Genomic DNA, 26,479 nt, shown 5'->3' with positions numbered 1-26,479 from the left:
GGCAGGCTATTTTCGGATGCACCGCAGCAATGCTATTGACCGCCCATGCTTTACGTTGAAATCGCCGTCGTGGCCGTCCTCATTCTGGTGAACGGCCTTCTGGCAATGTCGGAGCTCGCCATCGTCTCGTCGCGGCCCGCCCGCCTCAAGGCGATGATCGACCGCAACGTCAAGGGCGCCGGCCGCGCGCTGGCGCTCGGCTCCAACCCCGGCAAGTTCCTGTCGTCGGTGCAGATCGGCATCACCCTGGTCGGCGTTCTCTCGGGCGCGTTCTCGGGCGCGACGCTCGGCGAACGGCTGGCGCAATATCTGGCCTCGACCGGCATCCGCGAAACCATCGCCGACCCTGTCGGCGTCGGCATCGTCGTCGCTTTGATCACCTATGCCTCCCTGATCGTCGGCGAGCTGGTGCCGAAGCAGATCGCCTTGCGCGATCCCGAGCGCGTCGCCGCCCGCGCCGCGCCCGCAATGACGGTCCTTGCCACTGTCTCGGCCCCGCTCGTCTTCCTGCTCGACCTCTCCGGCCGCACCATTCTCTGGCTGCTCGGCCAGAGCGGGGAGACGGAAGAGAAGGTTACCGACGAGGAGATCAAGATGCTGGTCGCCGAGGCCGAGCATCACGGCACCATCGAATCCGACGAGCGGCGCATGATTGCCGGCGTCATGCGGCTCGGCGACCGCGCGGTACGCGCGGTGATGACGCCGCGCACCGAGGTCGACTGGCTGAACCTGCAATCCGACGAAGCAGCGGTCAGAAGGCTCTTGATGGAAACCCAACATTCGCGCCTTCCCTGCGGTGACGGCAATGTCGATGCGATGGTGGGTGTGGTGCAGACGCGTGACGTTCTGGCGGCGATTCTCGGCGGCAAGCCGCTGGAGCCGCGCCAGCATGTGCGCGCCGCCCCTATCGTGCATGACCAGGCCGACGCGCTCGATGTCCTGCAGAAGCTCAGGGAATCCGACGTGCCGATGGCGCTGGTCCATGACGAATACGGCCATTTCGAAGGCATCGTCACACCGGCCGATATCCTCGAAGCCATCACCGGCGTCTTCCGCTCCGACCTCGAGGCCGGCGAGGAGGAGAACGCCGTCAAGCGCGAGGACGGCTCCTGGCTGCTCGCCGGCTACATGCAGGCCGACGAGATGGCCGAGGTGCTGGGCATCGACCTGCCCGAGAACCGCGACTACGAAACCGTCGCCGGCTATGTGCTCTCGCATCTCCACCATCTGCCGACGACCGGTGAATGCGTCGATGCGCAAGGCTGGCGCTTCGAGGTTGTCGACCTCGACGGCCGCCGCATCGACAAGCTGATCGCCACCCGCCTGCCAGACGGCCACCGCCCGGTGGCGCGCTGAGTGGTCGGAAAGGTTCGACTAATGCATGTCGCCCAGAAGTGTGCCGCGGTTCTGGGGCAACGACATGCATCAAAACAAAGACCTAAAGCACGCCGCCTGAATCCGTTTCAGCGCGACGTGCTTTAGGCGTCGGGGCGGTTGACGCGGCAGTAAGGCTTCGCTTCCTCACTTAGGATTGACCGGCTAGAAAGCTTTGAAGCGCTGCAAAAGCGTCTATATCGGCACCATGGATGCATCGAGCGAACACGCGCTGAACGACGAGCTTCTTTCGGACATCCAACGTCTGTCCTTCGACTATTTTCTGAAGGAGGCCAGCCCGGTCAACGGGCTCGTCGCCGACCGCAACACCGCTGCATCGCCCGCCAGCATAGCCGCCGTCGGCCTCGCTTTGTCGTCCTATCCTGTTGGGGTCGAGCGTGGTTTCATGACGCGCACCGCCGCGGTCGAGCGGACGCTCGCCACGCTCCGCTTCTTCTGGAGCGCGCCGCACGGGCCGGAGCCCGACGCCACCGGCTACAAGGGCTTCTACTATCATTTCCTTGACATGAAGACCGGCCGTCGCGTCTGGAAGTGCGAATTGTCCACGGTCGATACGGCGCTTCTGCTTGCCGGCGTCCTGGCAGCCGGCGCCTATTTTGATGGTGACGACGCGCCCGAGCTGGAAATCCGTCGGCTTGCCGATGCGCTCTACCGCCGCGCCGACTGGCGCTGGGCGCAGAATGGCGGCGCCACTGTCACCCATGGCTGGCGGCCCGAAAAGGGATTCCTGCGCTACCGCTGGGAAGGCTATGACGAGGCGCTGATCCTTTACATGCTGGGCCTCGGCTCGCCGACCTTTCCGCTCCCGCCCGAGAGCTATGCTGCCTGGCTGTCCAGCTACAAATGGAAGAAGATCTATGGCCGGGAATTGGTCTATGCCGGTCCGCTCTTCATCCACCAGTTCTCGCATATCTGGATCGATTTTCGCGGCATTCGCGATGCCTTCATGCGCAATGTCGGCAGCGACTATTTCGAGAACAGCCGCCAGGCGACTTTTCTCCACCGCGACTATACCATGCGCAATCCCAAGGGCTTCGTTGGCTACGGCGAGAATTGCTGGGGCCTCACGGCCAGCGATGGCCCGGACCTGCGGCAGAACCAGGCGGCGGCCGGCGGACGCCGCTTCTTCGGCTACCTGGCGCGCGGTGCGCCCTTCGGTCCCGATGACGGCACGCTGTCACCCTGGGCGGCGATCGCCTCATTGCCCTTTGCACCGGAGATCGTGCTGCCGGCGCTGCGCTATTTCCACGAGATCGACCTGCACGAAGGCAATCCTTACGGCTTCACCGCGAGCTTCAATCCCACGATCGCCGACGCCGCCGGCCGACCTTGCGGCTGGGTGTCGCCGGACCATGTCGGCATCAACCAGGGCCCGATCGCGCTGATGATCGAGAATTACCGGTCGGACTTCCTGTGGCGGCTGATGCGCGGCGTGCCGGCCATCGCCAAGGGCCTACAGCGGGCCGGTTTTTCGGGCGGCTGGCTATAAGGATGAGCTTACCCTTGGTATCGCCGGGCAGCGTCCGAACCGGCCTCTGCCGGTTCCGCTCAATGCGCGTCCGGCGGCGGCGCCTTGGGCGTCACGTTGCGCAGGAACGGAACCAGTGCCGTGGCAACGACGAAAGCCGCCATGATGACCAGGAACGCATCGGCATAGGCCATCGTCGAGGCCTCGCGATAGGCCAGCTGCCAGAGCTGCTTCAGCGAGGCCGCGTGACCGTCACCGACGGCGCCGGGCAACTGGCCATAGCGCTGCGCCACATTCTCCAGCAGACGCATGGCCGCCTCGTTCTGCGGCGTCAGATGCGAAGCGATCGTCAGGAAATGGAAGTTGGTCCGGTTATTGAGGATCGCACCGCAAATGGCGATGCCGACCGCGCCGCCGAGATTGCGCATGGTGTTGAACAGGCCGCTGGCATATTTCAGCCGGTCCGGCGGCAGGCTGCCGAGGCCGAGATTGACGCTCGGCGCCACGGCGAAGACCTGCGGGAAGCCGCGGAACAATTGCGGGATGAGAAGCTCGGCGGAGCCCCACTGGCTGGTGATGGCGCTGAAACTCCACATCGACGCCCCGAAGGACGCCAGTCCGAACATCATCAGCCAGCGCGTGTCGAAGCGCTTGGCGAGGAATATGTAGACCGGAACGCCCACCATCGAGGCGACACCGGTGGAGAACACCGCCAGCCCGGTTTCGAGCGCGTTGTAGCCGCGCACATAGCCCAGGAACAGCGGCGTCAGGTAGATCGTGGCGAAGATGCCGATGCCGGTGACGAAGGACAGAAAGCAGCCGATGGCGAAATTGCGATTGCCGAAGGCGCGGAAGTCGACCACCGGCTGCGCATAGGTCAGGCTGCGGATGACGAACAGAACCATGGTTATCCCGGCGACGATGGCGCCGTCGCGGATCGTCGCGTCGTCGAACCAGCTCCAGCGCGAGCCTTCCTCCAGCACATATTCCGCCGTGCCGAGACTGACCGCCATCAGGGCCATGCCGATATAGTCCGCGCCCTTCAGCAATGACGGATCGGCTTTGTCGATCTTGACCAGAAGCGCAACGAGGATCGTGATGATCACGCCCGGAACGACATTCACGTAGAACAGCCAATGCCAGTTCAAGGTGTCGGTGATCCAGCCGCCGATGACGGGACCGAGCGTCGGCGCGATCGAGGCAATGCTGCCGACGACCGCAGCGGCGTAGACGCGCCTCGGGCCCTGGAAATAATGGAAGGACGAGGTGAACACCGTCGGGATCATCGACGCGCCGAGGAGCCCTTGTAGCGCCCGGAACACGATCATGCTTTCGATGTTCCAGGCAAATCCGCAAAGCATGCTGGCCAGGGTGAAACCAGCCGCCGATATGGTGAAAAGCCATCTGGTCGAGAAGACGCGGGTGAGCCAGCCCGACAGCGGAATGACGATGATCTCCGCCACCAGGTAGGAGGTCTGCACCCAGCCGATCTGGTCCTGCGCGGCCGAGAGGCCGCCGCCGACATCCTGCAGCGAGGAGGCGACGATCTGGATGTCGAGCAGCGCGATGAACATCCCCACGCACATCACCATGAACGGCAGGACGCTGGCGAGGAAGGATTGCTGGGCGGCGGCTGGCGCTGACATGGCGCTCTCAGCGCGATCCGGTATCGACCGTGACGACCGTCGACAGGCCGGGCCGCAACGCGACCTTGCCTGCCTGGTCTCCGTCGATCGCGATCCTGACCGGGACCCGCTGCACGATCTTGGTGAAATTGCCGGTCGCATTCTGCGGCGGGATGACGCTGAAGATCGCCCCGGTGGCCGGGCCCAGGCTGGTGACGTGGCCCTTGAGCGGCTGATCCGGGGCGACATCGGCATAGACCGTCGCGGCCTGTCCGTCGGCCATCGCGCGCAACTGGTCCTCCTTGAAATTGGCGTCGACCCACAGGCCCGACGCCGGCACGATGGTCAGCAGATAGCTGCCCGGCGAAACATAGGTCCCCACCTGCGCCAGCCTGTTGCCGACAATGCCGTCGATCGGCGAGCGGATTTCCGTGAAGCCAAGGTCGAGCTCCGCCGTATCGAGATCCGCCTTGGCGGCCGCGACTTCGGCCGTCGCTTCCGAAATCTGGGTGTTGAGGACGTCGAGTTGTTGTCTCGACGCTGCAAGCGCCGCCCGGGCGGCGGCGACGGACGCCTGCGCCTGGCCGTCGGCCGCGGCGCTCTTTTGGGCATCCTGTTGTGAACCGGTCCTGGCGCTGGCAAGCACCTCGTAGCGCTTGGCATCCAGTGCCGTGAACAGGGCGGCGGCGCTCTTGGCCTCGAGATCGGCCTGGGCCTGCTCGATCAGCGAGTTCTGCAGCGAGACCTGGGCGCGCAGATTGTCGAGCGCCGATTGCTTCTGCTGCACCGATGCTTGCGCACGTTCCAGAGCCGCCCTGAAGGGCCTGTCGTCGATGCGGATGACCGGTTGGCCAGCCGCGACATGCTGGTTGTCCTCGACCAGGACCCGGTCGATATGTCCGGCGACGCGTGGCGCCAGCGGCGTGACATTGCCGCCGACATAGGCGTCGTCGGTCGTCACCAGGAAGCGATTGGCCTGCCACCACTGCGCGCCATACCATCCGGCGGCGGCGATCGCGATCAGCGCTGCCACGAGCAGCAACGGCTTGCGCCGCTTCCTGGCGGGCTTCGGAACTTCAACGATCGAGGGCTGCAATTCATCCGGGGAAAGAGCCTTGTTCATCTGCTGTGCGCCTCTTCCCGGCCGCCATAAGTGTTCTCGACCAGCGGCAGGCCCGAACCCTCGCTGCTAAAGCGGTAGCGTTGCCGCATGCGATCGCTGGCCTTGGGTCCGGTCGCCATGGTGAAGCCGCCGCTGTCGAGCTCCCTGCCGGTCTGCCGGTCGACAAGAACGGGATCGGCCCAGCGTCCGTCCGCCGTATCCACCACGACAAGGCTCGGGCCTTCAGGCGCCAGATGCCTGTTGCCCCAGGCAAGCAGGGTAAGAAGCACTGGCCGGAAATCGCGGGCCTTGGCGGTCAGCACATATTCATGGCGAAGCGGCCGTTCGCAGTAGACACGCTTCTCGAACAGCCCGCGCTCGACCAGGCTGTTCAGCCGCCGCGTCAGGATGTTCGGGGCGATATCCAGGCTCTTCTGGAACTGGTCGAAGCGCGTGAGGCCCTGGAATGCGTCCCGCAACAAAAGGATGCTCCACCACTCGCCGACCTCGTCAAGGCTGCGCGCTATGGGGCATGGGCGCGTTTCGAAGCTCGTCCTGGCAACCATCTTCGTGACTCACTTTCAATATGCAAGTCACACGATCGCCGCATCGGCGCCGCGCGACAGGGCAAAATCGCGCCTGGCCTTGCCACCGGCGAGCGCAACGACGCGACGGGCGCCCTGCCCTTTGGCCAGTTGGACAAGTAGCGAGCCGACGCCGCCGGCGGCGGCAGGAACCAGCACCGTCCTGCCGGCCGGCGGACTTTGCCGTAGCAGATGCAAGGCGGTCAGCCCCTGCACCATCAGGGCGGTCGCGTCTTCGAACGAAAGCGCATCCGGCAGCGGCACCACGAGGCTGGCATCGATCGCCACATATTGGGCATAGCCGCCGAATGGCCGGGCCGAGAGGAATAGTGGCGCGGCGACGCGCTGCCGCAACAGGCGCCGGTCCACGCCCTCGCCGACAGCCTCGACGGTACCTGCGACTTCGACGCCGGGAAACGCCGGCAGGCCCGGCGTGACGGCGTAGCGATCGGCGCGCATCAACACTTCGAAGAAATTGATGCCGGCCGCTCCGACCTTCACCAAAACCTCGCCGGCACCCGCGACGGGCGCTGCAAGGTCGACGACCTCCAAGACCTCCGGACCACCAAAACGGTTGAATTGGATGGCTTTCATGGCAGGCTCCGATCGCTATGGCGTCGGCCGCCCTTTGCCACTATCTGCGCAGTCGCCGCTACACACTCATTTGTCCGCTGCACACCAGGAGGTGACCATGGCCCGCATGATCAAGCGACTGCCGATGCTCCCCGCGGAACGCGCGCTGAAAGTGATCTCGGGCCGCTGGAAAGCAGTGATCCTCTATTACCTCTTCGACGGTCCGCGCCGGCTGTCGGCGCTCAAGGCGCTGATGCCCGGCATCACCCAGAAGGTACTGATCGACCAGTTGCGCGAGATGGAAGAGCACGGGCTGGTCAGCCGCGAGATCTTCGCGGAAGTCCCGGCGCGCGTCGAATACTCCGCGACGCCGCTCGGCCTCAGCCTCGAGCCCATCCTTCTGGCGCTTTGCCAGTGGGGACAGCATCACGCCGACGAGCTCGACGAGCGGGCGCATCTTGCCGATTGCATCATCAGGCCGAGGCCGACCGCCGAAGCTTCCGCAAATTAAAAAGGGCGGCGCAAGCGCCGCCCTTCGGGAGGATGATGTCTATCGTGGCTCAGGCGGCCTGGGCTTCGCCGGCGATCGCATCGGCGGCGCGGGCGGCCTTCAGCACCCTCGCCCACCAGGCGACGTCGTTGACCAGCGCGGCTGCCGCCTGGTTCAGGTGCTCGATGTCCTCGAGCTTCTTTTCGCCCTGGCGGACGGCAAGGAAATCGCCCCAGGCGATATGCACGGCCGACTTGACCGGCGCCATCTGCAACTCGACGGCGATCAGGCGGAGCTGTTCGACCGCGCGCGCGCCGCCGACCGAGCCATAGCCGACAAAGCCGGCCGGCTTCTTGTTCCATTCATTGGCGGCGTAATCGATGGCGTTCTTCAAGACACCGGTCGGAGCGTGATTGTATTCGGCCGCGGTGAAGATGAAGCCGTCGAACTCGGCCACCTTCTTCTGCCAACGCTGCGCCACTTCGTTCTGCGACGGCGCCCAGGCCGAGGAAGCGACCTCGTCGAAGAAGGGCAGCGGCCAGTCGCGCAGATCGACGACTTCGACGTCGATATCGGCATGGGATTTGGCGATCTTGGCGATCCACTGCGTCGGCACGTCGGCGAAGCGGGCGGCGCGCGTCGAACCGACGACGATGGCGATTTTGGGCTTGGACATAAGGGGGCTCTCCTTGCGGGAATTTCTGGTATCGTTTGGATACCGGCGCTATATGTGATACTGACAACTTGGCGCGCAAGGAGGCACGTTTTTGTTACTGAGGCACCCGCACAACACCGAGGACTGCCGGGCCGTGTCGGAAATCCTGCAACGGGTCGGCGACAAATGGACTGTGCTCGTCGTCGGCAAGCTCGGCGGCGGAGCGATGCGCTTCAATGAATTGCGCGCCGCCGTCGGCGGCATATCGCAGAAGATGCTGACCACCACTTTGCGCGGCCTGGAGCGCGACGGCTTCGTCACGCGCAAGGTGTTTCCGACCATCCCGCCGCGTGTTGACTACGAGCTGACCGAACTCGGCCACGAGCTGCTGGTGCCGGTCGGCGCGCTCGGCGCATGGGCGCGCAAGAACACAAATCGGGTTCAGGAAGCGCGCGCGAAATTCGACAGCCAGCAGGCCTGAAACCCTTGTAGTTCAAGGAATTTTGAACCGACGATGAAACCCGTGCGCCTCAGCGCCGGCCTCGTCAGACCTTCCGATTTTGATCGGATCCGCTGCGATCTCGAGCTAGCCTGTCAGTGTCGCCGCGCAACCGCTTCGCCAGGGACAACAGTCTTTAGCCGGCAACTCATCAGGCGCTTGGAGCGGTAGTGTCGCAGCATGCCGTCGAGCAGCTTTGCACTCGCCCCGCCGTCTTGCCCACCGCCTTCAAGTCCCGCATGCAGGCAACGCGCGGGAGGTCTTTCGTGACCTCCAAATAGGCCGTTATGCCGAGCAGGTAGACCAGAGCGACAAGGGCTGCCACGAGCCAGCCGTTCAGCATGTGTTGACGCATTGTCTTTCCCCCGCGCCTCAAAGTGGAGCGCGAAGGCAACCATTGGATGCCGCGAAGCGCATCTCCCGCGGAAGCGTTGTTACAAAACCGCAAGCTTCTTGAGAATCGGGACGCGTCAGCCCTCGGCCGGAATCGGCTTCGGCTTGCCCTCGCCGTCGAGCGCCACCATGACGAAATCGGCATGGGTGACCTTCTCCATCAGATCGGACAGGTAGCGTTGCGCCCAGGCCTCGACCTTGAGCACCATCGAGGTGCGGCCGACGCGCTCGACATGGGTGTAGATGCACAGCGTGTCGCCAATCTTCATCGGCTTGGCGAAGGACATCTCCTTGACCGCGGCCGTCACCACGCGGCCCTTGGCGCGCTCGGCGGCGCGGATGCCGCAGGCAAGATCCATCTGCGCCATGACCCAGCCGCCGAAAATATCACCGGCGGCATTGGCGTCGGAGGGCATGGCGAGCGTCCTCAAGGTGAGATCGCCAAGAGGTTTTCCGTCCGCGTAGTGCACCATGGCGAAATCCTTAGAGGTCAGTTCAGTTGCGTATCAATGCGACCGTCATGTCGCAAGCTTTGGTGAAAGCGAAATGCACACCGCCGCGCCGGTCGCTTTTTTCACAAGCCATGCCGGAAGCCACGGCGACGCTGCAAGCCGGCAATGTCTAGGGTAAGCCGGAATTTGCGGAGCCCGCCCTTCCACCATGCAGACTTATGATTTCATCGTCGTCGGCTCCGGCTCGGCCGGTTCGGTGGTTGCCGACAGACTGTCGGCTTCGGGACGTTTCTCGGTGCTGGTGCTGGAGGCCGGCGGAACCGACCGGCGCTTCTACGTCCAGATGCCGCTCGGCTACGGCAAGACCTTCTTCGACCCGACCGTCAACTGGAACTACAAGGCCGAGCCGGATCCCGGCCTCGGCAACAATGCCGACCACTGGCCGCGCGGCAAGCTGCTCGGCGGTTCGAGCTCGATCAACGCCATGGTCTTCATCCGCGGCGCGCGCGAGGATTTCGATGCCTGGGCCGCCGCCGGCAATCCGGGCTGGGCCTATGACGACCTCCTGCCCTCTTTCAAGGCGATGGAAGACAATGCGGCGGGCGCCGACCAGTGGCGCGGCGTCGGCGGCCCCCTGCGCATCACCGACTGTACAAACGCGGTGCACCCGCTGACCAAGCGCTACCTTGCCGCCGCACAGCAGGCCGGGCTGCCGCTCAATCCTGATTTCAACGGCGCCGCCCAGGAAGGCGTCGGCATCTACCAGATCACGACGAAGAACGGCCGCCGCATGTCCGCCGCCCGCGCCTTCCTGCGGCCGGCGATGAAGCGTTCCAACGTCCGTGTCGAGACCAACGCGCTGGCGACGAAGATCCTGTTAGAAGGCAGGCGCGCCGTCGGCGTCGAATATGAGCAGAACGGCGAGACGAAAACCGCCCGCGCCGGCCGCGAGGTGATCCTTTCGGGCGGCTCGATCAACACGCCGCAGCTGCTGCAGCTGTCCGGCGTCGGCCCGTCGGCGCTGCTCGGCAATCTCGGCATCCCGGTCGTCCACGCCAACGGCAATGTCGGCGCCAATTTGCAGGACCATGTCGGCATCAACTACACCTTCAAGGGCAAGCTGCCGACGCTGAACCAGATCCTGCGGCCCTGGTGGGGCAAGCTGCTGGTCGGCATGCAATACATCCTGCTGCGCTCGGGTCCGTTGTCGCTGTCGATGAACAATGCCGGCGGCTTCTTTCGCACCGACCCGTCGATGACGCGGCCGAACATGCAGCTCTATTTCCAGGCCTTCTCGACGGTCATTCCGAAGAGCGGCGAGCGCCCTATCCTGACGCCCGATCCGTGGCCCGGCTTCTCGATCGGCTTGTCCAACTGCCGGCCCTCGAGCCGCGGCGAGATCATGATCCGCTCGAAGGATCCGCGTGCGTATCCGAAAATCACGGCCAACGCCTATTCGACCAATGCCGACGTCGACGAGATGCTGGCGGCGGTGAAGTTCGTGCGCAAGATCGCCTCGATGCCGGCCATGGCGGAGATCATCGAGGAAGAGGTTCTGCCTGGACCGTCGATAAAGTCGGACGCCGACCTGATCGAGGATTTCAGGAAACGCTCGGGCACCGTCTACCATCCGGTCTCGACCTGCCGCATGGGGCCGGATGCCGCGCGCGCCGTCGTCGATCCGCGGCTGAAAGTTCATGGGCTGGAAGGCCTGCGCGTCATCGATGCTTCAATTTTCCCCGACAACATCACGGGCAACACCAATGCCGCCTCGATCCTGACCGGATGGAAAGGCGCCGAGCTGGTTCTGGAGGATCAAAAATGAAAATCACCGACGTCAAGACCTGGGTTGTCGGCAACCCGCCGCCCGGCATCGGCGGCAAGTATTTCATCTTCGTCAAGCTCACCACCGATGGCGGCGTGGTCGGCTATGGCGAGGCCTACAACGCGACCTTCTCCGCGCATATCACCGCGAAAATGATCGAGGACATGGCCGAGCGTTATCTCGTCGGCCGCGATCCGCACGACATCGAGAATTTCTTCCGCCGCGCCTATTCCTCCGGCTTCACGCAGCGTCCCGACGTTTCCGGCATGGGCTGCTTTTCGGCGCTGGAAATGGCCTGCTGGGACATCGTCGGCAAGGAAGCGGGCAAGCCGGTCTACAAGCTGCTCGGCGGCCAGGTGCACGAGACGCTGCGTTCCTACACCTATCTCTATCCGCACACCGGCAGCGTCCATTCCGAGGACGCGCCGGACGGCAGGAATGTCTACAACGATCCCGACATGGCCGCCGCCTGTGCGCTCGAATATGTCGAGCAAGGATTTAACGCCGTCAAGCTTGATCCGGCCGGCCCCTATACCGCCTTTGACGGCCACCAGCCGCGCCTCATCGATATCGACCTCTCCGCCCGCATGGTCAAGGCGATCCGCGAGGCTGTCGGAAACAGGGCGGACATCCTGTTCGGCACGCATGGCCAGTTCACCGCATCCGGCGCCCTGCGCATGGCGAGAGCCATCGAGCCCTACGACCCGCTGTGGTTCGAGGAGCCGGTGCCGCCGGACATGCCCGAGGTAATGGCGCAAGTCGCCCGCGGCACATCCATTCCAATCGCCACCGGCGAACGGCTGACGACCAAGTTCGAGTTCGCCCGCGTCATCGAGAACCGCGCCGCCACCATCCTGCAGCCGGATCTCGGCCGCTCCGGCGGCATTCTCGAAACCAAGAAGATCGCCGCCATGGCCGAGGCCTACCATATTCAGATCGCGCCGCACTGCTATTGCGGCCCGATCGTCGGTGCCGCCAACATCCAGCTTGCGGTGACGCTGCCCAATTTCCTCATCCTGGAATCGCTGAAGCAATGGGACGGCTTTCACGCCACCTTGCTCAAGAAGAAGATCGAATGGCAGGACGGCAACGTCATCCCGTCGAAGGAGCCTGGCCTCGGCGTCGAACTCAACGAGGCGGTTTGCGAGGCGCATCCTTACACCGGCAAGGACCTGCATCTGCAGATGATGCAGACGCCGCTGATGCCTTGACCCGCGCTTACGCCTTCATCGGCCTTGGCCATCTCGGCGGCAACCTTGCCGCCAGCCTGCTGCGCAACGGCTTTGCCGTCACCGTCTTCGATCGTGACCCGGCGGCGGTGGAGCGCCTTGTCGCACTCGGCGCCACGCCGGCGGCGAGCCCGGCGGATGCCGCTGCCCGCACCGGCAACGCGATCACCTGCCTGCCCTCGCCGAAGGTCAGCGAAGCGGTGCTCGCCGGCCCCGACGGATTGCTTCAGGGCCTGCCCCCGGGCGGCACCTGGATCGAGATGTCGACCAATGGCCGCGACGAGATACTGCGGCTCGCCGCACTCGCTTCGGCAAAAGGCATCGAGACGCTGGAATGCCCGGTGACCGGTGGGGTGCATCTGGCGGCCGCGGGCAGGATCACAGCGCTGGTCGGCGGCGACGCTGCCCTCTATGAACATCACCGGTCGGCGATCGAGGCGATGTGCGCGAAGTCGTTCCTGATGGGTCCGGTCGGCTCGGCGGCGGTGATCAAGGTGATCACCAACATGCTGGCCTTCATCCATCTTGTCGCCGCCGGCGAGGCGCTGATGCTGGCCAAACAGGGCGGGCTTGACCTCGCCCAGGCCTACCACGCCATCGTCGCCTCTTCCGGCAACAGCTTCGTGCACGAGACCGAAAGCCAGCTTGTCCTCAACGGCTCCTACGATATCGGCTTCACCATGGACCTGGCGCTGAAGGACCTCGGCTTCGCGCTGGCCATGGGCAGGGATTTCGGCGCGCCGCTCGATCTGGCGTCTCGCGTCAACGCGATCTTCGAGGAAGGCAAGCGTGCCTATGGCGGCGATGCCTGGTCGACCCGGATCGTCAAGCTGCTCGAGGATGAAGTCGGTGTTGAGCTTCGCGCGCCGGGCTTCCCGGCCAGGCTCGAACCGTAGCCGGCAAAAAATTTAGTCAGCCATTTCAGTCACCTGACTGCACCGGCTGAATCAACCCCTCAGCCAGTTGATTCAACCTCTCAGCGTCAGCGCGCCGGGCAGGATCTCGAAAGTCGCCGGAATCCGGCCTGGCGACTCGCCGTCTATGTCGACCAGCGCGGCGTTCTTCTCGATATCGCCGAGCGGTTCGACCAGCACCTTGCGCCCCCGCAGGATGGTGATCGCCGGATGGTTGCGATGCCGTCCGCCATAGAGCAGGCGGATGTCCCTTATCAGGCCGAGCTTGCCGGCGGCGCGCAGGATGACGATGTCGAACTGGCCGTCGGCGAGGTCGGCGTCCGGCGCGATCATCATGCCGCCGCCGAAAAATTTCCCGTTGGCTACCGCCACCAGCGCAACGCGCGCCTCGACCGGCTCGCCGTCGTCGATGGTGATCCGGACGTCCTGGAATCGGTAGCGGATGAATTCCAGCACCGTGCGCCAGAAGAACAGCGCCTTGGCCGAGACCCTGCCCTTGCGCTTGTCGACGTTGACAGCGCGATCCGTCGCGCCGGACAGGCCGAGACTGGCGATGTTGATGAAGTGACGGCTGGCCAGCGCGCCGTGGTCGTCGATGTAGCAAATGCGACCGGCGTCGATTTTCCGCGCCTTGGCATCGGCGATACGCTTCAGTGTGGCGTCGATGCCGCGCGGCAGGCCAAGCCCGCGCGCGAAGTCGATGCCGGTGCCGCAAGGCAGAAGCCCCAGCGCGCTTTCGCGGCCGGTCTCGTGCTGCGCCTGCAGCAGCCCGTCGGCCACCTCGCTGGCGGTGCCGTCGCCGCCGGCCGCGATCACCAGGTCGCATCCGCCGGCGGCGAGGTCGATCGACAACCGCTCGGCGTCGCCGCTGGCTTGCGTCTCGCGCAGCTCGAAATCGCCGAAATTCCTGTTGAGCGACACCGCCGCCTGCGCCCAATGCCGCTTGAGCCTGCCGCCGCCGGCAATCGGATTGAGAACCACCCCGACCTTCAAACTGACCTCCCCCGAGGCAGGCTGTCCAAAACGCGCGGCGGATGCCGCGCTGGCGCCCAAAAGCCTTTGCCGGCCCAAAGCCTTGCCGGGCCAAAGTCTTTTGCCGGCATTGAAACGCGGACCGGGCGGCGGGGCAAGGCTCCAGTATCCGAGTGCAACAGAAAAGCGGGGCAGGCTGTCCAAGGAGCTCGGCCGGCAAATTCCGAGGCTTTTGCCATTGGTCCCCGATAATCCCGCTATCCACAGGGCCGAGGGCATTCCGCAAACCGCTTACCCGGCGTACGTTAAACCCATCTCAGGCGGCTACCGAACGCCCAGCCGAAAGGCAAAAGCGCAAGGCGGATTTCCTGAGGCCCGTACGGCCCGGAACGACGGCAGGTTCGCCTGTTGGAGGGAAGGATGCCGAGACCTACGGGTGCCGCGGAAAGCGTGCCAACGCCGACGGCGGACCGATGCTGCCATGAAGGCCGGTAAAAACCTTCGATGGCACGCTGGGCGAAGCCCGCAAGGGTGGAGATCGGCGTGGTCTGGAACGGGCGCTGCCTTCGGGTGGCGACTGGCAGGACCGTCAAAATCAAGGCTGGCCTGGCGCGACGACTTTACGGAAGTTGCTGCCATAACCGGTTCCTGATCTGACAGGGAGGCGCTGGGAGAAATCCCAGCGCCAACTGTCTTTTTGGAGCGGCTTTCCCGGCAGTCTGTTGCCGACGCATCGCCAAGCCCGCGAGTGGCCCGTTCGTGGATCGGCGCTGCAAACTGAACCCTGTACCGCCGACTGGCCAGGGCCGGCACCAAACTGAGCACGTCCACGACTGAGGCATTTCAGCCACAGTCTCCGGCTGAGCAACCTTCGGCAACGTCCCATCCTCCACATTTCACAATGGCGGCCAAATCCCGCCTTGTTCGGCGTGGATTGATGCAGGGGGAGAGATAATTCGAAGGGACAAGATCGTGATCAAGACCGCCCTTGTCGCCATGACCATCGTCGGCTGCGACTGCGACGCCAAGCTGTGTGAATATATCGGCGAGACGCCGGCCAAATGGAAAACGATCGCCGACTGCGAAGCGGCGATGAAGGGCCAGATGCTGCATCAGCGCAATTTCAACTATCCGCTGGTTTCGGGCATCTGCCGCGTCAAAGGCTCGGCCTCTTCGTCCGAGCTTGCCGCGAAAGCCTCCAGGCCGGATCTGAAGCCCAGGAACCGCGTCGTCGAAACCATCGCCCCGCTGCCGCCCGAACTCAACCGCCGCCCGAGCGTTCCGGTCGGCGCAACGGTGACGGCCAGCGAGACGGAAGCCGCGAGACCCGTCGCCTTCGATGGGTCGGTCGATGGCGGCCGCGCCGTGCTTTACCGCACCAAGGCAGGCTATGCCGTGGTCAAGACCGATCTCAGCCGCGCCGCCGGCGCAACGGTGGACGCGGCGAAGCGGTCCGCAAGCTGGCTGGCTGGTCTGACTGGTCTGTAAGCTCGCCTACGGTTTGAACTTCAGGGTCTCCCAAAACTTGTCGATCAGTGGCTGTTCGGTGGCATTGTCCTGATCGCCGATGCGCGTGATGAAGAGCAGTCCCTGATCGGCGGTGCCGAAGCCGACGATCTCGAAATCCGCGCTGTCGGTGCGCGTCTTCACGGTGGCTTTAAGCCCGGTCAGCGCCTTGCCGTCGGCAAGCTTGCGGGTCGTCGGCGCCTGCGTCAGTTGCCCGCCCGCCTGGATCGTTTCCTTGGTCATCTCCTGCAGCATCAGCTGGTTGAGGGAGACCGGGTTCATCTTGTCGTATTTCTGCACCACGACGAGGGTGCCGAGCGCCGAAGCCATCAGATACTGGGCGATGCCGTCGCCGAGATCGGTCTTGGTAACCGAATTGCCGCTTGGATGGACGAAGGAAAATGTGCCGCCGGAGAAGGTGGCGAAATCATTGTGGTCGATGCGCACCTTGCTGGTCCTGCCGCCGGGCAGGGTCACGTCGATATCCTCGCCCGGATCGATGTCGACCGTGACGCCATCGATCGTCAGCTTGAAAGCCTTCGGATCCTCGGCGCGGGCAGGCCCGGCGCACAGCATGATCGCGGCGAATGCCGCAGCCGCAAATTTCCTCCGCATAGTCCTGTCCTCCCCGCGCGGTTCCATTCAATGCGTTCGATGGCGGCCTCGCTTCGGCAGCCGAGCTGTTTCCCGCTTATCATTCCCCAGTGACAATCGGATTGCCGGAACGGCCGGCGCGCACCGATGAGCCTGATCCTGGCGACGCGAGCCGCAGCCTCGTATTGATAAAGCCGACACATTGCAGGAGGATAATGGACAGGAAATCAATGGCCTTGGGGGGCGTCATGATCTTTGCCGTTCGTTTCGCGTTGTGCCTGCTGCTGGCGCTCGCTCCACTGCATGCTCGGGCGCAAGGCGACGACAAGGCCATGATGATAGCCTCCGACGACGCCGACATGGCAGCAGCGATCGCAAAGGCGCGATCCAGCCTGGATGAATTCCTGGCTTTGTCCGACACTCCGCCGCCGGGAACCGGCAGGTTCAAGCTGAAGGTGATGGTCGCCGACGGAAACGCGACGGAGCATTTCTGGGTCATCCCCTTCAAGCGGACCGAGACCGGCTTCGTCGGCATATTGGCGAACGAGCCGGAAATCGTTCAAAACGTCGTCCTCGGCCAGGACATCGAGTTCACCAGGGACGATATTTCCGACTGGGGCTACACCAGGAACGGGCACCAGGTCGGCAGCTTCACCGTCTGTGTGATGTTCAAGAAGATGTCGAAGGAAGAGGCCGACTCCATGCGCGCCGCATATGGCTTCGACTGCTGAGCCTGCTAGAGCAATTCCAGGAAAAGTGTGAGCGGTTTTCCGCCCGGAATTGCGTAAAAAACAAAGAGATAGGGCGTTTCGCCGTTTCCGTGAAACGGTGAAACGCACTAGCCGGCCGCCTCGTCCTTCGCGCCGACCTTGCGCACCAGCGCCGCTGTCGCCAGCATCGCTCCGAGATCGGCGATCATCGGCGCTATATGCGTCTTGTAGTCGAGCGGCACCGAGATATCGGGCAGCTCGAAGAAGTTCTTGTTTTGCGGCAGCAGCAGAAAGCCGTCGCTGCCGTTGAGCGCGACGCGTGCCGGTTCCTTCTGCCATGTTTCGCTCAGCCACTTCAGCGCCAGCGCCAGCCTGCCGGTCACCAGCGGCCGCGCAGCCTCGGCATTGTCGGTACGGAACTCGTAGGCGGCGTCGAGTTCCGGTACGCCGCATGACAGTTCTTCCACCTTGCTGGCGAACATGCCGCGAAAGAAGCCGGCGACCATATTGGCCCGCCGCGCCGCCACCAGTATCCCCGGGAACGGCGCAGTGGTCTCAAACGCGATGATGATGCCCTTGAACACCATCGATGTTGTCTTGCCGTTCCTCTCCAACAGCGTCACCTCGTAGAGTTCGAACGGAAAGCCTTCGTACCGACCGGAAATGACATCCTCGAAATACGGGCGGTTGAACGTGCCAACCGTTTCACGCGGCAACCGGTCGAAGGACTTCGGCGGCGCGCCATGTTGATAGCGCATGTCCTGGATGAAGCCGAAGATGATCGGCAGCAGCGTATTGCGAAACGATTGCTGCAGTTTCCTCGCCGGCTTTACCGCCTGGAAATGGAGCAAGCCAGCGGCCACGAAGCCGCTGACATAAAGGAACACATGCGGCGTCGACAACCACTGCTCGTTCGGATCGGCGAGCTTGTTGAAAAGCCAGGCCACCAGCGCCACGACGACAAGCAGCGATCCGATGAACGCCGGCACGCGCCAGCGGGTCTGACGATAGGCCGACGCTCGCCCGGCCTCATAGGCCTCGATGTCCTTCCTGATGCCGGCGATCACCGCTTCGCTCGGCATGAAATCCGCCGTTTCCATAGCCACCCCCACCGCAAGCCTGAGCCTATGATAGCCGCTTTCGCAGGCCGCGTCAGTGCAGCGCGTCGGTTGTCGCGCGCGAGGCAAGATCAAATCAGAAATCGGCTCGAGCACAGCCAAAGATCGCTTCGAGGCGAGCCGCAACCTTTCGCTTCAATGCGCCTTCCAGCGCCTCCACCGGCACCAGCCGCTCGTGGCCATTGGTGGCGAGGCGCGCGAAGAAATGCAGTTCATACGCCGCGATCATACCGCGCGTGGCAGTATCGGCACTGACATCGACGGTCAGGATCGACCCTATACGACCTGGCCATGGCTGGCGCGTAAGGGCGGTGCCGAGGAAATCGCCAAGCCCATAGGCGACCACGCTGTCGCCGATCCGCTCAGCCGGCTGCGCGACATGGGCGTGATGTCCCACGATCAGCCGGGCGCCATGGTCTGTAAGCTTCCTCGCCAGCGCTCGCGTCGCCGGTCTTGGAAAGTGCCGGAACTCCCAGTCCCAATGCGGCACCGCGCAGAGCAGATCGACGCCGGAGACAACGCCGCGCGGCCATTCGGCAGGATCGTCGCGCATCGAGACGCGTTCTATAAACGGCGCGGCATCTGTGTTGCGCCAAAGCGTGAAAGCGGCAAAGCCGATCGTCAGCGATCCGGCTGCATGATGCTGGACAGACCCGCCCGCCACCGTGCCTATGGTACGGATCTCGAGCCGTTTCAGCGCCGCAAGCGTTTCCTCGAAGCCGGCGATGCCCTGATCGAGCACATGGTTGTTGGCCAGCGACAGAACGACCCTGTCGCGTGCGATGCCCGCGCTTGCAAGCGCATCGGCCAGGAAACGCTCGCTCATCGCGTGATGCGTGCCGAGCCAGGTGCCCACCATGGCGCGTGGACGCTCGACGATCGGGCTTTCGCAATTGCCGACGACGAGGTCGGCGGATGAAAGCAGCGCGGCGATCGCCGGATCGCATTCCGGCGCATCGCGATTGGCCACGGCCGAGATGTCGCCGACGAACGCCAGCCGCACCTTCCGCATCGGCGGCGGATCAATCAGCACCGCCGCCGGCGCCGCGAAACCGCTCCTGTCGCCGCCAAGCGACGGCTTCAGGAAACGCGGCAACCACGACAGTTTGTAGGAAAGCGGATAGTTCGACACGGGCCTGTCCAATCTCGCCCTGTGTAGACTGTCTGACGAGCTGGTAGAAGCCGGCCGCCGAATGATCCGACAACGGACATCACCCAGGCTCGGCCGGGCCAAAATACGTGTATGCTCCGCCACGTCACGCAGTGGAGGACGATAATGTTGCTGAAGACTGTCTTTGCAGCCGCCCTGTCGGTGTTCCTGCCGGCGTCCTTCGCCTGGGCGGAGACGCCGGACGCGGCCAAGTCCATGTTCGAGGCGAAGAGCGTGACCGACCGGAACACGGCGCTGTCGACGCTGGAGGCGGCAGCGGCCAAGGACCCGGCAGCGGCCTATGCCGCCGGCGCCGGCGAATTCTTCACCGCGCTGGAGCTCCTCGCCAGCGGCCTGCATCGCCACGGCTTCGAGAGTCCGAAATCCTTCATGCTGCCGCTGATGCAGTTGCCCGTGCCGGACAATCCCAACCCGGAACCGCTGACCTACGAAGAATTCCGCGCCATCCTGGTCGCCTTCCGCGACCGGCTCGAAAAATCCGCCGCCACGCTCGGCTCCGTCCCTGCCGGCGCCGACATCGGCATGATCGTCGACCTCACCCATGTCGGCATCGACCTCAACGAAGACGGCGCGATCGCGCCGGACGAAAGCCTCGCCGCGATCATGGCCTCGCTCTCGCGCGGCAGCGTCGACACGAGCGATGCCGCGCCCTCGCTGACTTTCCGCTTCGACCGCGCCGACGGCTTCTGGCTGCAGGGCTATGCCGAATTCCTGATGGCCCAGGCCGATTTCTGGCTGGCGCATGATTTCCGCAATGCCTTCGACGGTTCCTTCCACATGCTCTTTCCGAGGGCAAATCTGCCATTGCAGGATACACTCGTGCCGCTGGACGGCGGCATGAGCGGCAACATGTTCACCTCCGAATGGCGCCTCGCCGACTTCATCTCTCTGGTGCATCTCGTCAACTGGCCGGTGATCGAGCCGGAGCGCCGGCGGGCGGCGCGACGCCACCTGCTGGAGATGATCCGGCTGTCGCGCGAGGACTGGAAAGCGATCCTGGCCGAGACCGACAACGACCGCGAATGGCTGCCCGGACCGCAGCAGAAGGGCGTCAACCCGCTGACCGGCCTCGAGGTCGGCCAGGAACAGGTGCAGGCCTGGCTCGCCACGCTGACGGTGGCCGAAGACCTGCTCGATGGCCGCGTGCTGCTGCCGCATTTCCGTATCAGCGGCAAAGGCATCAACATGAAGCGGTTCTTCGACGAGCCGAAACCTTTCGATCTCGTGCTATCGATCACCGGCCCCGGCATCGCGCCCTATCTCGAAAGCGGCAAGATCCTCAGCAGCGACGATTTCGGCCAGATCCAGAGCCAGTTCGGCGGCGCCGGCTTTTTGACTTTCGCGCTGTGGTTCAACTGAGGACCAATCCACAGGCTAAAGGATAGCGCCCTGATAGAGTACGGCCTCGGCCTCTTGAGGGGCAAAGCGCCGCGCCAGGGTGCGAAACGCGCTGTGGACGCCGTCGCGATCGAGGTTGCAGCTTCTGAGGTGCCGGACGGCCCGCGTCGGATCGAAGGCGGTGCGCCCGTGCAGGACCCGCTGATTGTCGAAGACCAGCACCTCGCCCGGCTGCAGCTGGTGCTGGAACTGGTCTGCCGGATTGCAGATCAGCCGCGTCAATTCGGCAAGCGCCTCGATCAGGCCGTCGATCTCCTCGATCGAACCGGCTTGTGGCGCCAGGCAGCGGTCATTGTAGCGTATGCCGGTGACAGCGCCGCTCGCATCGAGGCTGATGACATGCGCCTCGGCGCTGAAAAACACGTCCCCGGCGTGCTCACGATGGAATGTAACGCCATGCCGCGCGAGCAGGTCGAACAAATGAGGCGTGTCGCGGCGCATCCGCTCGGCGACCTGAAAGCCGTCGACCATTAGCGACGTGCCGCCGCTGCCGGCGCCGGTCCTGATGGCATGGAAGAAGATGAAGCCCGGCGGTGAATAGCGGAACGGCTCGTCGGTGTGCGGGATCTGCGCACGCGCCGTCTCTCCGGCCACCCGCGCGTCCGGTCGTGAGATGAGGTCGAAAACCTTGCCGTAGCTGGTCTCGCGCACGGGACCGTAGCGGCCGGCGACGCGCAGCGTCGCCTCGGGCTCGGCCGGAACACCGGTCAGCATGGCGATGCCGTGGTCGCGCAAGGCACGCAGCGATTGGAAAAGCGCCTCGTCGTCCTCGACCACGGCATCGAAAGCAAAGCAGCCGAGCCGGCCCGCGAGATTGCTGCTCCACAGCACCGGCCGGAAGCGTTCCGCCCCCGGGTCGCCGACCCGTCCAGCATGAGCAGCCAGAAAGCTCGCCGCGAAGCGCGAGACATGGCCGTCCTGCCAAACCACGTCCATCTTTCCGCCCGACGAGATTTCGATCGACGTTGCCCGGGCATCGGCGGGAACGTCGGCGGGCGTCAGCCAGCGCTTTCCGGAGGCGGTGTCGCCGCATGTCTCGCATTCGCAGGCAAGCCGCAGCCAGCGCATCGACAGCTGGCCGGCGCTGCCGTCATCGAATTCGACCTCGATGCGTGTTCCTTCGTTGCGCACCGAGCGCAAGGAACAAGGCATCGCAAGAGCCTGATCGGCGGGGACGGACTGCGTTTGCATATCGAGCATCGCGATGGCTTCCTTGGGTTGAGCTGCCTTCAACAAGGTTAGGTCTTTCTCGGCCATTTCTGCAAACGAGTTTGCTTTCGCAAGTTTTGAGGTAAGCTCAATCCATGACGTTTCTTCGCGACCTTCCGCTATCGGCTTTACGGGCGCTGGCCGCCACCGCGCGCACCGGCAGTCTCACGCGCGCCGCCGACGAACTCGGTGTCACGCCGGGTGCCGTCGGCCATCAGTTGCGGCAGTTGGAGGATCGGCTTGGCGTCAAGCTGGTCAGGCGCGAGGGTAACGGCATCGCGCTCACGCGTATTGCCGAGGCGGCATTGCCCGACATCGACCGCGGCTTCGACGCGCTGACCTCCGGGCTGAGGCGGCTGCGTTTCGAACGCCGCGCCGATACTTTCACCGTAGCGGCCGATCCCTCCTTCGCCTCGCTTTGGCTGGCGCCGCGCCTCGGCAATGTCCGTGCGGCTCTTGGCAAGCTGGATGTGCGCGTCGTCGTGTCGATCGCGTTGGACGCGATGCTGGAGGAAGGCATCGACCTCGCCATCAGCTACCGCAACAGTTCGGCTAGGGATCTCGCATCGGCCGATCTCTTCACAGAAAGGGTTATCCCCGCCTGCGCCCCGGCCTTGATGCGAAACCGCTCCGACCGGGATGGCGCCGCGGTGCTTGACCGCCTGCCTCTGCTGCATATCGATCAGACCATGGGCGACGACGTCTATCCCACGTGGCGGGACTGGTTCACCGCCGCTGGTCTGCAGCGGAAAGACCTCGACCACGGGCCGCGGTTCCCCTTGACGGTCCTGGCAGCGCAAGCCGCAATCTCCGGCATGGGGGCATTGCTCGCCAGCGAACTGGTGCTGAGAGAGCATCTCGGCTCCGGTCGGCTCGTCGAGATCGCCCGCGACGTTCCAGCATTGACCATCAGGCGCCGACTGGTCTGGCCGGTGGACGGGCCGAAGGCCCGCCGCGCTGCCGCCGTCGCCGCGGCGCTTGCCGCGGTTGCGACGGCGGAGGCGGGCGATCCCCTGCTGGTCGGGTCATGACGCCTCTCCTGACAGCCTGCTGTCAGCAGCGTCTGCGGGCCGCCGGCGCCCTTTCACTCCGCTCTTCCCATTTTGGCCGAGTCCTCCCATATTCGGGTCATGGCCAAACGTCCTGACAAGAAAACGCCTTCGCCGGCGCAAGATGGCGCGCAGAAGCGGCGCAGTCCGCTGACCGAATTCCTCGACGCCGCTGAGCCGCTTGAGCCCGGTGGTTTTGCCGAGGCACCGCAGGCTGACTTTTCCGGTGCGCCGCTGACCGGATCGATCTCCGATTGGGCCGGACAGATCGAGCGCGAGGCGGAAAAGCAGCCTAAGGCAAAAGCCCCGAAGAAGATCCCCGAACGCTCGTCGGCGCCGGGGCGCACGGCGCGTGGCACCTCGATGGGCGGCGCTGCCTCGGCGAAGGAGCGCGCGGCCGCCGGCCTCAACCCGGTGGCCGGCCTCGACATCAGCCTGGAGGACGCCGAGTCGGTTTCCTCGGGCGGCGTCACCGCGACCGTCGCGGCGCTATCGGCGCTGATCGAGTCCGGCAATCCGCTGCACAAGGACGGCCAGCTCTGGACGCCGCATCGTCCGGCCCGCCCGGAGAAATCGGAAGGCGGCATCGCCATCAAGATGGTGTCGGATTTCGAGCCGGCCGGCGACCAGCCGACCGCCATCAAGGACCTCGTCGAGGGCGTCGACCAGAACGACCGCACCCAGGTGCTGCTCGGCGTCACCGGCTCCGGCAAGACCTTCACCATGGCAAAGGTGATCGAGGAGACGCAGCGCCCTGCCCTGATCCTCGCGCCCAACAAGACGCTGGCCGCGCAGCTCTATTCCGAGTTCAAGAAATTCTTCCCCGAAAACGCGGTCGAGTATTTCGTCTCCTACTACGACTATTACCAGCCGGAGGCGTATGTGCCCCGGACCGATACCTATATCGAGAAGGAATCCTCGATCAACGAGCAGATCGACCGCATGCGCCATTCGGCGACGCGCTCGCTGCTCGAGCGCGACGACGTCATCATCGTCGCCTCGGTGTCCTGCATCTACGGTATCGGCTCGGTCGAGACCTACACCGCGATGACCTTCCAGATGCAGGTCGGCGACCGGCTCGACCAGCGCTCGCTGCTGGCCGACCTCGTCGCCCAGCAATACAAGCGCCAGGACATTAACTTCGTCCGCGGCTCGTTTCGCGTGCGCGGCGACACGATCGAAATCTTCCCCGCCCACCTGGAGGACCGCGCCTGGCGCATCTCGATGTTCGGCGACGAGATCGAACAGATCACGGAGTTCGACCCGCTGACCGGGCAGAAGACCGGCGAGCTGAAGAGCGTCAAGATCTACGCCAACTCACACTATGTGACGCCGCGCCCGACCTTGAATCAAGCCATCAAGTCGATCAAGGAAGAACTCAAGCATCGCCTGCAAGAGCTTGAAATGGCTGGCCGCCTGCTGGAGGCGCAACGGCTGGAACAGCGCACGCGCTTCGATCTCGAAATGCTGGAGGCGACCGGCTCCTGCGCCGGCATCGAGAACTATTCGCGCTATCTCACCGGCCGCCAGCCCGGCGATCCGCCGCCGACGCTGTTCGAATATGTGCCGGACAATGCGCTAATCTTCATCGACGAAAGCCATGTCACCGTGCCGCAGATCGGCGGCATGTATCGCGGCGACTTCCGCCGCAAGGCGACGCTGGCCGAATATGGTTTCCGCCTGCCCTCCTGCATGGACAACCGGCCGCTGCGCTTCGAGGAATGGGACGCCATGCGCCCGCTGTCGGTCGCTGTCTCGGCGACGCCAGGCGGATGGGAACTGGAGCAGTCCGGCGGCGTCTTCGCCGAGCAGGTCATCCGCCCGACCGGCCTGATCGATCCGCCGGTCGAGGTGCGTCCGGCCAAGAGCCAGGTCGACGACGTCGTCGGCGAGATCCGCGATACGACCCGGGCCGGCTATCGCACGCTGGTCACGGTGCTGACAAAGCGCATGGCTGAGGACCTCACCGAATATCTGCATGAGAACGGCATCCGCGTTCGCTACATGCACTCCGACATCGATACGCTGGAGCGCATCGAGATCCTGCGCGACCTGCGCCTCGGCGCCTTCGACGTGCTGGTCGGCATCAACCTTCTGCGCGAAGGCCTCGACATCCCCGAATGCGGCTTCGTCGCCATCCTCGACGCCGACAAGGAAGGGTTCCTGCGCTCCGAAACCTCGCTGATCCAGACCATCGGCCGTGCCGCCCGCAACGTCGACGGCAAGGTCATCCTCTATGCCGACCAGATCACCGGCTCGATGGAGCGGGCGATGGCCGAGACCAACCGCCGCCGCGAGAAGCAGATGGAGTGGAACGCCGCCAACGGCATCACGCCGGAATCGGTCAAGTCGCGCATCTCCGACATCCTCGACTCGGTCTACGAAAAGGATCACGTCCGCGCCGACATCTCGCAGTTCACCGACGGTGCCGGCGCCATGATGGGTAACAACCTCAAGACCCATCTCGAGGCGCTCGACAAGCAGATGCGCGACGCCGCCGCCAATCTCGACTTCGAGAAGGCCGCACGCGTCCGCGACGAGATCAAGCGGCTGCGCGAGATGGAACTTGCCATCTCCGATGACCCGCTGGCGCGCGAGGTGGAAAGCCAAAGTCCTGCATCAGGCCGCGAGAAGGGCAAGCATAACAAGGGCGTGGCGAAACATCGTACGGTCGAGGAACAGGAGCGGTTCCGCAAGCTCGATGAAGCCCGCGCCGCCGAAGAGGCGGCCAAGGCTGCCCGGCCCAACCTGTTCCGCAAGCCGGCGCTGGATGAGATGGGCGCCGATGGCGCCGTACCGGTGAAGAAGCCGTTGTTCGCCAAGCCGTCGATCGACGACATGGGGCCCGGCAGCGACATGCCGACCCCGGCCGGCGCGGTATCGCGCTCGCTGTTCAAGAAGCAGTCGGCGCAGGAAGCGCACGGCTCCGACTTCGGCATTCCCGGTGAGGCTACCAAACCGCTGTTCAAGAAGAATTCGCTCGACGAGATGACGGTGCGCCGCACCGAAAAACCGGTCGAAGGAAAAGTGCCGGCAAAGCCAAAGCCAATCTCCCCCCATGTGGGGGAGATGTCCGGCAGGACAGAGGGGGGCGCGAAGGAACGCGACGATTCCCCTAAACCAATCGTTCGCCAGCGCGCCGGCATCGGCTCCTACGAGGATCCAGGCGACGAGCGCCGTCAAAAGCGCCGGACAAGCAAGACCGGGCGCCCGGGGCGGTAGCACTTTTCCCCTTCTCCCCTTGTGGGAGAAGGTGGATCGGCGCGTAGCGCCGAGACGGATGAGCGACTATCTGAGGTGTCAAGTTGCATTTGCGAACTCGATGCGCGCGTCGCGTGCTTTTGCATTGAGGATGACGAGCAGCTTGCGGGCGAGCGCGATGCGTATGACCATTTTCTCTTTGCCGGCGGCCTGCAACCGCTGATGGAATGCGGCCATGTGCGGATCGTATTTGGCAACGATGCGGGCAATGAGGAAGAGCAGCGAGCGCGGCCCCGCGCGACCGCCACGCACCGGCCGGCGACCGCTGCGCTTGCCGCTGTCGTTGG

22 protein-coding genes and 2 pseudogenes are annotated in these 26,479 nt (G+C 64.4%); 12 read left to right on the top strand and 12 right to left on the bottom strand.

Annotated elements, in window-relative coordinates:
* The first annotated feature begins 45 nt into the window (after nucleotides 1-45).
* Together YU3_RS0121165 and YU3_RS0121160 are read left to right on the top strand one after the other, a co-directional pair.
* Complete coding sequence (locus YU3_RS0121165; protein ID WP_027168124.1) at nucleotides 46-1,356, top strand: hemolysin family protein; 1,311 nt, start codon at nucleotides 46-48, stop codon at nucleotides 1,354-1,356.
* A gap of 226 nt (nucleotides 1,357-1,582) precedes the next feature.
* Nucleotides 1,583-2,884 (top strand): glucoamylase family protein, encoded by a 1,302-nt coding sequence (locus tag YU3_RS0121160; RefSeq protein WP_036259150.1) that lies wholly within the window; start codon nucleotides 1,583-1,585, stop codon nucleotides 2,882-2,884.
* Between the two features lie 59 nt (nucleotides 2,885-2,943).
* Here the strand turns inward: YU3_RS0121160 and YU3_RS0121155 are convergent, their stop codons facing one another.
* The 4 genes and pseudogenes from YU3_RS0121155 to YU3_RS36995 all read right to left on the bottom strand — a co-directional run.
* Nucleotides 2,944-4,509, bottom strand: a complete 1,566-nt coding sequence (locus YU3_RS0121155) for a DHA2 family efflux MFS transporter permease subunit (protein ID WP_027168122.1) — start codon at nucleotides 4,507-4,509, stop codon at nucleotides 2,944-2,946.
* Between the two features lie 7 nt (nucleotides 4,510-4,516).
* On the bottom strand, nucleotides 4,517-5,611 hold the full coding sequence (locus tag YU3_RS0121150; RefSeq protein ID WP_027168121.1) for an HlyD family secretion protein: 1,095 nt from the start codon (nucleotides 5,609-5,611) through the stop codon (nucleotides 4,517-4,519).
* A complete protein-coding gene (locus YU3_RS0121145; protein WP_027168120.1) occupies nucleotides 5,608-6,156 on the bottom strand; it encodes a helix-turn-helix domain-containing protein in 549 nt (182 codons plus the stop codon). Before YU3_RS0121145 ends, YU3_RS0121150 begins: the two co-directional genes overlap by 4 nt.
* A gap of 33 nt (nucleotides 6,157-6,189) precedes the next feature.
* Nucleotides 6,190-6,768 (bottom strand): annotated as a pseudogene (locus YU3_RS36995) (alcohol dehydrogenase catalytic domain-containing protein); the annotation flags it as partial.
* A 97-nt stretch (nucleotides 6,769-6,865) separates the two neighbouring features.
* On the opposite strand from YU3_RS36995, the gene YU3_RS0121135 reads away from it, so the two are divergent.
* A complete protein-coding gene (locus YU3_RS0121135; RefSeq protein WP_027168119.1) occupies nucleotides 6,866-7,258 on the top strand; it encodes a helix-turn-helix domain-containing protein in 393 nt (130 codons plus the stop codon).
* Nucleotides 7,259-7,307: 49 nt separating this feature from the next.
* On the opposite strand, the gene YU3_RS0121130 is transcribed toward YU3_RS0121135, so the two are convergent.
* Entirely contained in the window at nucleotides 7,308-7,913 is a 606-nt protein-coding gene (locus tag YU3_RS0121130; RefSeq protein ID WP_027168118.1) for an NADPH-dependent FMN reductase, read from the bottom strand.
* 91 nt (nucleotides 7,914-8,004) lie between these two features.
* Here YU3_RS0121130 and YU3_RS0121125 point away from each other — a divergent pair, with 91 nt between their 5' ends.
* Nucleotides 8,005-8,373 (top strand): helix-turn-helix domain-containing protein, encoded by a 369-nt coding sequence (locus YU3_RS0121125; RefSeq protein WP_027168117.1) that lies wholly within the window; start codon nucleotides 8,005-8,007, stop codon nucleotides 8,371-8,373.
* Nucleotides 8,374-8,861: 488 nt separating this feature from the next.
* Here the strand turns inward: YU3_RS0121125 and YU3_RS0121115 are convergent, their stop codons facing one another.
* A complete protein-coding gene (locus YU3_RS0121115) occupies nucleotides 8,862-9,257 on the bottom strand; it encodes an acyl-CoA thioesterase (RefSeq protein WP_027168115.1) in 396 nt (131 codons plus the stop codon).
* Nucleotides 9,258-9,444: 187 nt separating this feature from the next.
* Between YU3_RS0121115 and YU3_RS0121105 the strand changes: the two genes are divergently transcribed.
* Genes YU3_RS0121105 through YU3_RS0121095 form a run of 3 tightly spaced genes read left to right on the top strand, consistent with a single transcriptional unit; the run spans nucleotide 9,445 to nucleotide 13,186 of the window.
* The gene (locus tag YU3_RS0121105; RefSeq protein WP_027168114.1) at nucleotides 9,445-11,061 is read left to right on the top strand and encodes a GMC family oxidoreductase N-terminal domain-containing protein; all 1,617 of its coding nucleotides are present in this window, start codon (nucleotides 9,445-9,447) and stop codon (nucleotides 11,059-11,061) included.
* A complete protein-coding gene (locus tag YU3_RS0121100) occupies nucleotides 11,058-12,272 on the top strand; it encodes a mandelate racemase/muconate lactonizing enzyme family protein (RefSeq protein ID WP_027168113.1) in 1,215 nt (404 codons plus the stop codon). The genes YU3_RS0121105 and YU3_RS0121100 overlap by 4 nt, the downstream gene beginning before the upstream one ends.
* Nucleotides 12,269-13,186, top strand: a complete 918-nt coding sequence (locus YU3_RS0121095; RefSeq protein WP_027168112.1) for an NAD(P)-dependent oxidoreductase — start codon at nucleotides 12,269-12,271, stop codon at nucleotides 13,184-13,186. Before YU3_RS0121100 ends, YU3_RS0121095 begins: the two co-directional genes overlap by 4 nt.
* 72 nt (nucleotides 13,187-13,258) lie before the next feature.
* Here YU3_RS0121095 and YU3_RS0121090 read toward each other — a convergent pair whose 3' ends face one another.
* Nucleotides 13,259-14,197, bottom strand: a complete 939-nt coding sequence (locus YU3_RS0121090; protein WP_027168111.1) for a diacylglycerol kinase family protein — start codon at nucleotides 14,195-14,197, stop codon at nucleotides 13,259-13,261.
* 951 nt (nucleotides 14,198-15,148) lie between these two features.
* Between YU3_RS0121090 and YU3_RS0121085 the strand changes: the two genes are divergently transcribed.
* On the top strand, nucleotides 15,149-15,664 hold the full coding sequence (locus tag YU3_RS0121085) for a hypothetical protein (protein WP_027168110.1): 516 nt from the start codon (nucleotides 15,149-15,151) through the stop codon (nucleotides 15,662-15,664).
* A 6-nt stretch (nucleotides 15,665-15,670) separates the two neighbouring features.
* On the opposite strand, the gene YU3_RS0121080 is transcribed toward YU3_RS0121085, so the two are convergent.
* Nucleotides 15,671-16,297 (bottom strand): hypothetical protein, encoded by a 627-nt coding sequence (locus YU3_RS0121080; protein WP_027168109.1) that lies wholly within the window; start codon nucleotides 16,295-16,297, stop codon nucleotides 15,671-15,673.
* A gap of 227 nt (nucleotides 16,298-16,524) precedes the next feature.
* Here YU3_RS0121080 and YU3_RS0121075 point away from each other — a divergent pair, with 227 nt between their 5' ends.
* A complete protein-coding gene (locus tag YU3_RS0121075; protein WP_027168108.1) occupies nucleotides 16,525-17,007 on the top strand; it encodes a DUF2314 domain-containing protein in 483 nt (160 codons plus the stop codon).
* A 107-nt stretch (nucleotides 17,008-17,114) separates the two neighbouring features.
* On the opposite strand, the gene YU3_RS0121070 is transcribed toward YU3_RS0121075, so the two are convergent.
* Entirely contained in the window at nucleotides 17,115-18,086 is a 972-nt protein-coding gene (locus YU3_RS0121070) for a DUF3137 domain-containing protein (protein WP_036259115.1), read from the bottom strand.
* Nucleotides 18,087-18,180: 94 nt separating this feature from the next.
* A complete protein-coding gene (locus tag YU3_RS0121065) occupies nucleotides 18,181-19,236 on the bottom strand; it encodes a CapA family protein (protein ID WP_036259145.1) in 1,056 nt (351 codons plus the stop codon).
* Nucleotides 19,237-19,377: 141 nt separating this feature from the next.
* Between YU3_RS0121065 and YU3_RS0121060 the strand changes: the two genes are divergently transcribed.
* Nucleotides 19,378-20,634 (top strand): hypothetical protein, encoded by a 1,257-nt coding sequence (locus tag YU3_RS0121060; protein WP_027168105.1) that lies wholly within the window; start codon nucleotides 19,378-19,380, stop codon nucleotides 20,632-20,634.
* Nucleotides 20,635-20,649: 15 nt separating this feature from the next.
* Here YU3_RS0121060 and YU3_RS0121055 read toward each other — a convergent pair whose 3' ends face one another.
* A complete protein-coding gene (locus YU3_RS0121055; RefSeq protein ID WP_198021692.1) occupies nucleotides 20,650-21,873 on the bottom strand; it encodes a TauD/TfdA family dioxygenase in 1,224 nt (407 codons plus the stop codon).
* A gap of 104 nt (nucleotides 21,874-21,977) precedes the next feature.
* On the opposite strand from YU3_RS0121055, the gene YU3_RS36990 reads away from it, so the two are divergent.
* A complete protein-coding gene (locus YU3_RS36990) occupies nucleotides 21,978-22,913 on the top strand; it encodes a LysR substrate-binding domain-containing protein (protein ID WP_051334017.1) in 936 nt (311 codons plus the stop codon).
* Between the two features lie 99 nt (nucleotides 22,914-23,012).
* Nucleotides 23,013-26,153: an excinuclease ABC subunit UvrB gene (gene uvrB, locus YU3_RS0121045; RefSeq protein WP_027168103.1), complete on the top strand. Its 3,141-nt coding sequence runs from the start codon at nucleotides 23,013-23,015 to the stop codon at nucleotides 26,151-26,153.
* A 78-nt stretch (nucleotides 26,154-26,231) separates the two neighbouring features.
* Here uvrB and YU3_RS36985 read toward each other — a convergent pair.
* Nucleotides 26,232-26,479: pseudogene (locus tag YU3_RS36985) on the bottom strand (IS110 family transposase); the annotation flags it as partial.

It is taken from the genome of Mesorhizobium sp. WSM3224, from assembly GCF_000427725.1.
Lineage (GTDB): Bacteria > Pseudomonadota > Alphaproteobacteria > Rhizobiales > Rhizobiaceae > Mesorhizobium.
Note: the sequence above shows the minus strand (reverse complement) of the source record. Positions and strands in the feature narration are given on the sequence as shown.

Bases quoted from the DNA above. Each gene is read 5' to 3' on its own strand.
- YU3_RS0121105 (WP_027168114.1), top strand. From the start codon at position 9,445: ATGCAGACTTATGATTTCATCGTCGTCGGCTCCGGCTCGGCCGGTTCG.
- YU3_RS0121155 (WP_027168122.1), bottom strand. From the start codon at position 4,509: ATGTCAGCGCCAGCCGCCGCCCAGCAATCCTTCCTCGCCAGCGTCCTG.
- YU3_RS0121145 (WP_027168120.1), bottom strand. From the start codon at position 6,156: ATGGTTGCCAGGACGAGCTTCGAAACGCGCCCATGCCCCATAGCGCGC.
- YU3_RS0121160 (WP_036259150.1), top strand. From the start codon at position 1,583: ATGGATGCATCGAGCGAACACGCGCTGAACGACGAGCTTCTTTCGGAC.
- YU3_RS0121135 (WP_027168119.1), top strand. From the start codon at position 6,866: ATGGCCCGCATGATCAAGCGACTGCCGATGCTCCCCGCGGAACGCGCG.
- YU3_RS0121130 (WP_027168118.1), bottom strand. From the start codon at position 7,913: ATGTCCAAGCCCAAAATCGCCATCGTCGTCGGTTCGACGCGCGCCGCC.
- YU3_RS0121100 (WP_027168113.1), top strand. From the start codon at position 11,058: ATGAAAATCACCGACGTCAAGACCTGGGTTGTCGGCAACCCGCCGCCC.
- YU3_RS0121150 (WP_027168121.1), bottom strand. From the start codon at position 5,611: ATGAACAAGGCTCTTTCCCCGGATGAATTGCAGCCCTCGATCGTTGAA.
- YU3_RS0121115 (WP_027168115.1), bottom strand. From the start codon at position 9,257: ATGGTGCACTACGCGGACGGAAAACCTCTTGGCGATCTCACCTTGAGG.
- YU3_RS0121070 (WP_036259115.1), bottom strand. From the start codon at position 18,086: ATGGAAACGGCGGATTTCATGCCGAGCGAAGCGGTGATCGCCGGCATC.
- YU3_RS36990 (WP_051334017.1), top strand. From the start codon at position 21,978: ATGACGTTTCTTCGCGACCTTCCGCTATCGGCTTTACGGGCGCTGGCC.
- YU3_RS0121165 (WP_027168124.1), top strand. From the start codon at position 46: ATGCTTTACGTTGAAATCGCCGTCGTGGCCGTCCTCATTCTGGTGAAC.
- uvrB (WP_027168103.1), top strand. From the start codon at position 23,013: ATGGCCAAACGTCCTGACAAGAAAACGCCTTCGCCGGCGCAAGATGGC.
- YU3_RS0121055 (WP_198021692.1), bottom strand. From the start codon at position 21,873: ATGCTCGATATGCAAACGCAGTCCGTCCCCGCCGATCAGGCTCTTGCG.
- YU3_RS0121075 (WP_027168108.1), top strand. From the start codon at position 16,525: ATGATCTTTGCCGTTCGTTTCGCGTTGTGCCTGCTGCTGGCGCTCGCT.
- YU3_RS0121080 (WP_027168109.1), bottom strand. From the start codon at position 16,297: ATGCGGAGGAAATTTGCGGCTGCGGCATTCGCCGCGATCATGCTGTGC.